Below are 6,559 nucleotides of genomic sequence, written 5' to 3' on the forward strand. Positions count from 1 at the left end.
TTCGGAAGGGCGTCAATTGCGGACGGTTACTTTCACGCGCTGCACGGAGTTGTTGCCCATGCCCTGGTAGTTCCATTCGGCTTCGTTCGGTTGAACAGTGCCGGCGGTATCAATGGCGCGGCAAGCGAGTTCATGCTCTCCGGCGGCAGCCACCCACGGGAATGTCCAGGCCCGCCAGGCGTAAGCGCCTGCCTGTGGTTCAAGGTGCGACTCTGCCCACTCGCCGTCAACGGACACTTCCACCCGCTCAATCGGATGGGTTCCCGACCAAGCGCGGCCCTCCAGCAACACCGGACCTGCCGGTACCAGTCGGTTGCGGGTGAAGAAATCGGGTATCCCGGGCGGCACCATCAAAGCCCGGAGCCTGATCCTTTGGACCGGCGTGCCCGGGTCATCGGGTCCCTGCTGATAGCGGTAGGCAATGGCCTGCTGGTATCCCTCAAACGGCTTGGCCACAGCCTCGATGGATTCGAGCCACTTCACACTTGTCATGCCATACCAGCCCGGAACCAGCAGCCGGAGCGGGTAGCCGTGCTGCGGCGGCAGGGGCTGGCCGTTCACCTCATAGGCCAGCAGCACGTCGTCGCCCATGGCGTCCTCAATGCTGAGGCTGCGGGCATACTGATGCTCTGTTCCACCCTGTACGCCGCGGTCCGCACCGGTAAAGACGAGCTCGACGCCGTCGGACGCGATTCCGGCTTCGTGCAGGATCGGGGCGAGTGGAGTCCCGGTCCATTCCGCCGTGCCGACTCCGCCCTGGTCCCATGGCTGGCTCACGGGCCTTGGCTCCAGGCGGGAGCGGCCATTGCCGGCGCATTCCATGGTCACCGGCACTGTGCGGCGTTCGCGGTGCTTCAGCTCAGGAAGGGTGAATTCGAGCGGGTGGTCAACCAGGCCGCCCAGCCGGAGCCGCCAGCTAATGGGATCGACCTTGGGGATGTCGAAATGGATCAGGAGGTAGTGCATGCCAACCGGGGTAATCGGCCAGCGGAGCATCTCCAGGGGGAGGGCGTGGTTGCGCGAGGCAAGTTGGAGTTCTTCTCGAGTGATGGGTCCCGTGGAGGGAACCATGACGGGGGAAACAGGGGCGGCTTGGTTGGTGGCCGGACCATTGGTTTCGACACTCATATCCCCAGTGTGGACCTTTGGTCCCCCGCTGTCAGGAACATTTTTTCCTCACCTTGCGGCCCGGGCCTGTGCCCTATTGCCTCCGGCCCCTATTGCCTCCCGCGCACCCACCGGGCAAAAGTGGGACCGGGCGGCGGTGGAATGCTTCCCGGCCGGTCAGGGGACCGACGACGGCGGAGCTCGAGTGCCAGGCTCTCCTCGCCTCGCGCCATGGCCCAGTGATGATTGGCGGAGAAAACGGGTCTCAGTAGCCAGCTGAGCCGCCGGAGAAGCGGTTTGGCGGCGTTGACCCGCCAGTCGTACGTGATGATGACTTCCGGGCCATCCTGCACGAATGTCCATTTGCCGGTTCCGTTAAGGTCGCCTTGTGCGTTAATGGCGAAGCCGGAATCGGTGATCGGTTCGGTGACGGTGAGCGTCCAGCGCAAGGTGTACGGCAACCAGCCTTTGGTGTGAAGGTCTGCTGCCCGGCCGGTGCCGTCCGGGTTGCCCGCTGAAAGGGGCCTGACGGAGAGATAAACAGAGGGCCACCACTGAGGCAGTGACATTGCATCGCCGAGTATGTTCTTCACTTCGGAGACAGTCCCGGCGACCCGCCAAACAGTCCGGAACTCGTAATCGGTGCTCGCCATATTTGCCTCCGAATCCCAAGCATGCCGTCCCGCCGTCCTTCGGACGCTGCCGCCGGGCTTCAATGTACATCCGCGCCGCGCTGTACGTCTGCATTCGTCCGTCCATAGACTGCTGCTGTAAGGCGCCATCCAACTTCAGGAGAAGATCGTGAATTACAGCGGAAGTTCAAACGAGAAGGCAGTGGCAGCGGGGGAGCTGAACAGGACCCATATAGGGCTGACAGTTGGGTTCCAGGCGAATGAGACCACGGTCGTATTCGGCCGCGTTGGGGCAATTGCGAAGACAGATGGGCAGGTGTTTGTGGCGTTGGACGGCGTAGCAGGAGCGGGCCATATCCAGAATGAATTTGGTTTGCCGCCGGAACAGAATGTGTACGTCCAGCCTGACCTGCTGACGAGCACAGAAACAACCATCAAGGACGTGTTCACGAAGGTTTCCGAGAGTTTCAAGGGGTCGGGCCAGAAGTCGGAGCCGGACCAGCCCGGCCAGCCGGGGATGTAGCGGAGGGCATTTGCCGAACCCGATCTAAAACAGAAAGCCCCTGGGAGCCTGTCACGGCAGGATCCCAAGGGCTTTTCAATTGCGTCGCAGGAATCCCGCGGGAGCGTTCGGGTGTGGATCAAACGATCGCACGACGAACGCGGACGACAGATTGACGGCAGTTAGCCGATAAAGTTAGGGGGACCTTCGAGTCAGCCCGAACAACACAAGAAAATGGGGATCATGACGGAAAGCAGCGAACGGCTGTGGCGGCCATGGCAGCGTAGTGGTAATCCGAAGCCTGATCCTGATAGGCGATGGAGCCGATCAGCCTTGAAACCTGTTCCTCGCGCCATTTTCTACCTTTGTTCAGTAGTTCTTCTGACTCTTTTGGCTTTGTGGCGCCTGCCTACAAGGGCTCAGGGAGTTGTTTGGGCTGAAGACGGCAACGTATTCATCACAGACGCCATGGCTCCTGGCCAGGACTGGACGCCGTTCAGGCCTTACGCCGGCTATCTGCACGTTGTACCGAGACTGGCGGCCGAAGTAGTGGTGAGGTTCTTCGCCGTTGCTGACTATGCGCAGGCAATGACAGTCCTGGCGTGTGCGGGTGTGGCAGTCGTCGCCGTCTTGACGTTCCATTGTGCGCAAGCCGTTACCCAGAACGTGTGGATACGCGGGGCATGGGCGGCAATACCCGTATTTGTTAACGTCGGCGCCATTGAGACGCTGGGTAACTTCGCGAACTTTCACTGGTACCTCCTGTGGCTCGCGCCGTGGCTTCTGATCAAGCCAGCCAAGTCGGTGGCGGGTGCCATTGGCTTGTTCACTGCAGCCAGCCTCACTTCGCTCACGGAAATCATCTCGATCGTCTTCGTCCCGCTGTTTTTCTTCCGGTGGAAAGATCGGGCATATTGGCCTGCCCGGATTGGCCTCGCCATCGGACTCGCTTGTCAGGTCTCTGCGACCCTCAGTTACCCGAGGTCCGGAGTGGGCAGCGACCCCATCGATCCGCTCTCCGTTATATACGGGTGGTTCATCAACACCGCTGGTCCAATTGCCTACGGCAATCCCCAGCACATAACGCAGCAGATCATCAATTTCGGGGCTGCTCCAATTGTGATTGTTTCAATCGTGATGGCGGTCGTAGTGGCAGCGGTAATAATCCTTGGAACGCGTCGGGACCGGAGGCTCGCCGGCCTGTTCATCGCTGCTTCTGCCGTGGTTTGGGCTGCCTGTGTCGTGGTCACCCCAACCAAGTACTTCGACTACGCACATTTCAGTAGCGACGACTGGAAAGAGCTGTTCACATTCAGCCGATACTCGGTAGTTCCCACGATGTTCGTACTGGGCGTCGTGCCAATCCTCGCGTCGGCGGTCAAGCGTGTCTCGCCCAAGGCGCCTTTCGCGGTCCTGATTGGATTCGCGCTCATGCTCATGACGATGTATTTCCCGGCTTGGACTGTCAGGGATTCGGGGCCGGTCTGGGCTGACAACGTCATGATTGGTAAAACCCAATGTGCGACGGGCGGGATCGAATACTTCGTTGTGCCCACCTCCCCAAGCTTCTATGGCGGCAACGTGCCGATCCCGTGCCGCCTTGTGCAGCAGAACCAGTAAAGCGCGGTACGAAGAAAAACACCCCGGTCCGAAGGCCCGGGCGCTCCCGCCGACGGCCCAAGGCCGTCCTTAGCTGACGGCCTTCTTCACGAGCGCGCTGATCCTTTCCTCATCGGCGGCGGTCAGCTTCGTCAGGGCGAAGGCGGTAGGCCATATGGTGCCGTCGTCGAGGTTCGCCGAGTCGTTGAAACCGAACGTTGCGTACCGTGTCTTGAATTTGCTTGAGCTTTGGAAGAAGCAGACCACCTTGCCGTCTTTGGCGTAGGCGGGCATGCCGTACCAGGTTTTCGGCGAGAGCTCCGGGGCGCTGGTCTTGATAATCGCATGGAGCCGCTCGGCGATGGCACGATCCGCTTCCGGCATCTCGGCGATCTTTTGCAGCACCTCGCTTTCCCCGTCCACTTTGGGACCGCGCGATCCGCGGCCGGTAGACCCCTTGAGCTCCTTGGCGCGCTCCTTCATCGCGCCTCGTTCCTCGTCGGTAAACCCGTCGTACGTCTTGGTGCTCGTGGTGGAGTTTTCGGCGTCATTCATTGCAGCTGCCTTTCTGCGCGACCTGATGGGAACACCCTAATGCTAGGCAGCGGAAACGGAGGCGGCTTCTTCAGAATTGCTCGATCGCCCCGTGGCCCCGCCGCTACCTCGCGAATGCGGCCCAAACGCCTGATTCCGGGCAGCCCGCACCTCAATAGGTCGATATGCTTTGGCCGTAAAAGGGGGATGCCATGTCGCACTACGTCAACTACATCAACATGACCAAGAAACAGTCCGAGGTCGCCTTCCAGGAGTATCTGGATGAGCGCGGGCCGGCACTGGAGCGGCTGCGGGACGCCCTGTCGGCCCACGGCCAGGAACCTGACGCTCTCCTCGACGGCTCTATCGAGAGTCTGGTGCCCCTGTGGCGGTGGATCATTTCCAACCTCACACGGCCGGACGCCCCCGGTGCCACGGACCCTGCCAGCGTGCCGCGGGAAGTGTGGCCGTCCTGGGAGCGGTACATGTACGAGGAAGAGAAGACTCTGTCCCTGGAGTCGCTGTACCTGCTGGACGGGCTGGTGTCCTACCTCGCGGCCGTGGTGCAGGACCGCGCACCCTTGGCCCGGTGGGAAATTGCCCGCCACCGCATCAAGCGGTACGCCCACAACAACCACCCGTGCCTTGTCAGCGGCAAGGGCGAGATCCACAACTTCCTGCCTGGGCTACCGTCGGCCCACGCCCACGGTGTCCTACACGGGGTTCGCGAATCTCCGGACGACACCATCGCCAAGTATGCGCGGGGACTCATTGACAATCTGAACCGGGGCGACAACCCAGTCGAACAGGAGGCGGGCGAGGACGAGCCTGTCGTGGAAGTGGAAGACCTCGGCGACGACGAGCTCCGCGGCCGGGAGCTTGAAGTGTCTTTGCGGGAGGACATCGGCCATGAGCACAACCGGATGGTAGGCTGAATGGTCAAGGCCCTCGGGCGTGAAGACGGCATTACCCGTGTCATCCGCGAGGACCGCGAAGTGCTCCTCGTTGCTACTCCCACCTGGAGCACCAGCCAGCTCCACGAATGGGTCGTCGGCTACCTGGAGGAGAATATCCGCGACTGAAGCTTGACGCGGGGTGTTGCTGTATTCCCGCCTTCCACCCAGTCGGGAGCAGTTCCAGGTCTCGTGGCGATGGTTCTAGCAATCGTTTGGAGTAGCTGGATGATGGGCAGGCCTTGCGATAATTGCACTCTCGGCTGCAATCGGATTGCTAGGTGAGCGAAAGTACGGCGGCGAACTTTAGGTTCGTGAGGAACATCGAGACGACTACTGGCCCGGCGGGGCCACGATCCCGCTCTTCAACTCGGGCCCCGAGTCTCACCTCGTCCATGCGCGCATCCCGCTCACGGTTCCCCAAATGCGAGCAATGAAACGCCAATTAGAAGCTCCGATTTGACCGCCATTCCAATTCACACATTTCCTGACCGCGAGTGGGAACCGGCCTCCCGGGACAGGCCAGTCTGGGCCTTCCGGAGCTGCCCTGTTTGATTGGTTACAGTTCCCGGACGAATTTCCAATTCAGACAACCGTCTATTACCGAGGGCCTGGAGAAGAATGCTGGTCGTCCTGTTCGCAGGCTGGTCAGCATTTCCTCCAGGAGTTCTTCAACGGATGACCAGATGGCTGGGCGCCAATCGGCGTCGTCCTTGAAATACTCGCTGACGCAGCCGTGCTGCCGTCCGGCTCTGAGATCGATGAACAGGAAGTCGCCGGCGTTGTTGTCTGCGATCGGCAGGAACGGGGAAATGAACATCCAAGCGCGAGTGCCGGCCTCATCAGCTTCAGCACTTGCGGGGTCATAGGGTTTGTGGGGTTCGGGCACAGGAACGCTGCTGTGGGCTTCATGGACCGCCCGCAGGTTTCGATAGATTGGGGAACTTTTTTCCCGTTCGAATTCTGCGTTTAGGTCCGCCCCGACCTGTGCCCAGATGCTGAGCATCATTTGTCGCACTTTCTCAGCTTCCTCCAAGGGAAGTGGGCGATACCTCGGGAGAATGTTCCCCGCCGTTGACGGTTCTGCACCGTCGAAGAGACGATACATGGTCGACAGATCGCTCGGCCAACCGTTCGGCGCAGCCTGTTCAAACGAGCGGATAAGGGGTTCCGGAGCCGGTCCGCGGATGGTTCTGGCTGTCACTGGTGCTTTAGCCTTGATCCACCGATGC

8 protein-coding genes are annotated in these 6,559 nt (G+C 60.9%); 4 read left to right on the forward strand and 4 right to left on the reverse strand.

Going from position 1 to position 6,559, the window contains the following annotated elements:
* Positions 1–12 precede the first annotated feature (12 nt).
* Positions 13–1,071 (reverse strand): sulfite oxidase, encoded by a 1,059-nt coding sequence (locus tag J7E82_RS17745; RefSeq protein WP_251042079.1) that lies wholly within the window; start codon positions 1,069–1,071, stop codon positions 13–15.
* Positions 1,072–1,217: 146 nt separating this feature from the next.
* Positions 1,218–1,760 carry an SRPBCC family protein gene (locus tag J7E82_RS17750; protein WP_214865019.1) on the reverse strand — a complete coding sequence of 181 codons (543 nt, stop codon included), beginning with the start codon at positions 1,758–1,760 and terminating at the stop codon, positions 1,218–1,220.
* A gap of 148 nt (positions 1,761–1,908) precedes the next feature.
* On the opposite strand from J7E82_RS17750, the gene J7E82_RS17755 reads away from it, so the two are divergent.
* Complete coding sequence (locus J7E82_RS17755) at positions 1,909–2,262, forward strand: hypothetical protein (RefSeq protein ID WP_214865021.1); 354 nt, start codon at positions 1,909–1,911, stop codon at positions 2,260–2,262.
* A gap of 447 nt (positions 2,263–2,709) precedes the next feature.
* Complete coding sequence (locus J7E82_RS17760; RefSeq protein WP_214865023.1) at positions 2,710–3,861, forward strand: hypothetical protein; 1,152 nt, start codon at positions 2,710–2,712, stop codon at positions 3,859–3,861.
* A gap of 69 nt (positions 3,862–3,930) precedes the next feature.
* Here J7E82_RS17760 and J7E82_RS17765 read toward each other — a convergent pair whose 3' ends face one another.
* Positions 3,931–4,395, reverse strand: a complete 465-nt coding sequence (locus tag J7E82_RS17765; RefSeq protein ID WP_214865025.1) for an iron chaperone — start codon at positions 4,393–4,395, stop codon at positions 3,931–3,933.
* Between the two features lie 191 nt (positions 4,396–4,586).
* Here J7E82_RS17765 and J7E82_RS17770 point away from each other — a divergent pair, with 191 nt between their 5' ends.
* On the forward strand, positions 4,587–5,309 hold the full coding sequence (locus J7E82_RS17770) for a hypothetical protein (RefSeq protein ID WP_214865027.1): 723 nt from the start codon (positions 4,587–4,589) through the stop codon (positions 5,307–5,309).
* The gene (locus J7E82_RS17775; RefSeq protein WP_214865029.1) at positions 5,310–5,456 is read left to right on the forward strand and encodes a hypothetical protein; all 147 of its coding nucleotides are present in this window, start codon (positions 5,310–5,312) and stop codon (positions 5,454–5,456) included. It begins immediately after the preceding gene.
* Between the two features lie 430 nt (positions 5,457–5,886).
* On the opposite strand, the gene J7E82_RS17780 is transcribed toward J7E82_RS17775, so the two are convergent.
* Positions 5,887–6,531, reverse strand: a complete 645-nt coding sequence (locus J7E82_RS17780) for an SMI1/KNR4 family protein (RefSeq protein ID WP_308113937.1) — start codon at positions 6,529–6,531, stop codon at positions 5,887–5,889.
* Positions 6,532–6,559: the final 28 nt, after the last annotated feature.

Origin of the sequence: Arthrobacter sp. ISL-30, from assembly GCF_018613855.1 — a bacterium.
Lineage (GTDB): Bacteria > Actinomycetota > Actinomycetes > Actinomycetales > Micrococcaceae > Arthrobacter.

Bases quoted from the DNA above. Each gene is read 5' to 3' on its own strand.
- J7E82_RS17745 (WP_251042079.1), bottom strand. From the start codon at position 1,071: ATGGTTCCCTCCACGGGACCCATCACTCGAGAAGAACTCCAACTTGCC.
- J7E82_RS17750 (WP_214865019.1), bottom strand. From the start codon at position 1,760: ATGGCGAGCACCGATTACGAGTTCCGGACTGTTTGGCGGGTCGCCGGG.
- J7E82_RS17760 (WP_214865023.1), top strand. From the start codon at position 2,710: ATGGCTCCTGGCCAGGACTGGACGCCGTTCAGGCCTTACGCCGGCTAT.
- J7E82_RS17765 (WP_214865025.1), bottom strand. From the start codon at position 4,395: ATGAATGACGCCGAAAACTCCACCACGAGCACCAAGACGTACGACGGG.
- J7E82_RS17770 (WP_214865027.1), top strand. From the start codon at position 4,587: ATGTCGCACTACGTCAACTACATCAACATGACCAAGAAACAGTCCGAG.
- J7E82_RS17775 (WP_214865029.1), top strand. From the start codon at position 5,310: ATGGTCAAGGCCCTCGGGCGTGAAGACGGCATTACCCGTGTCATCCGC.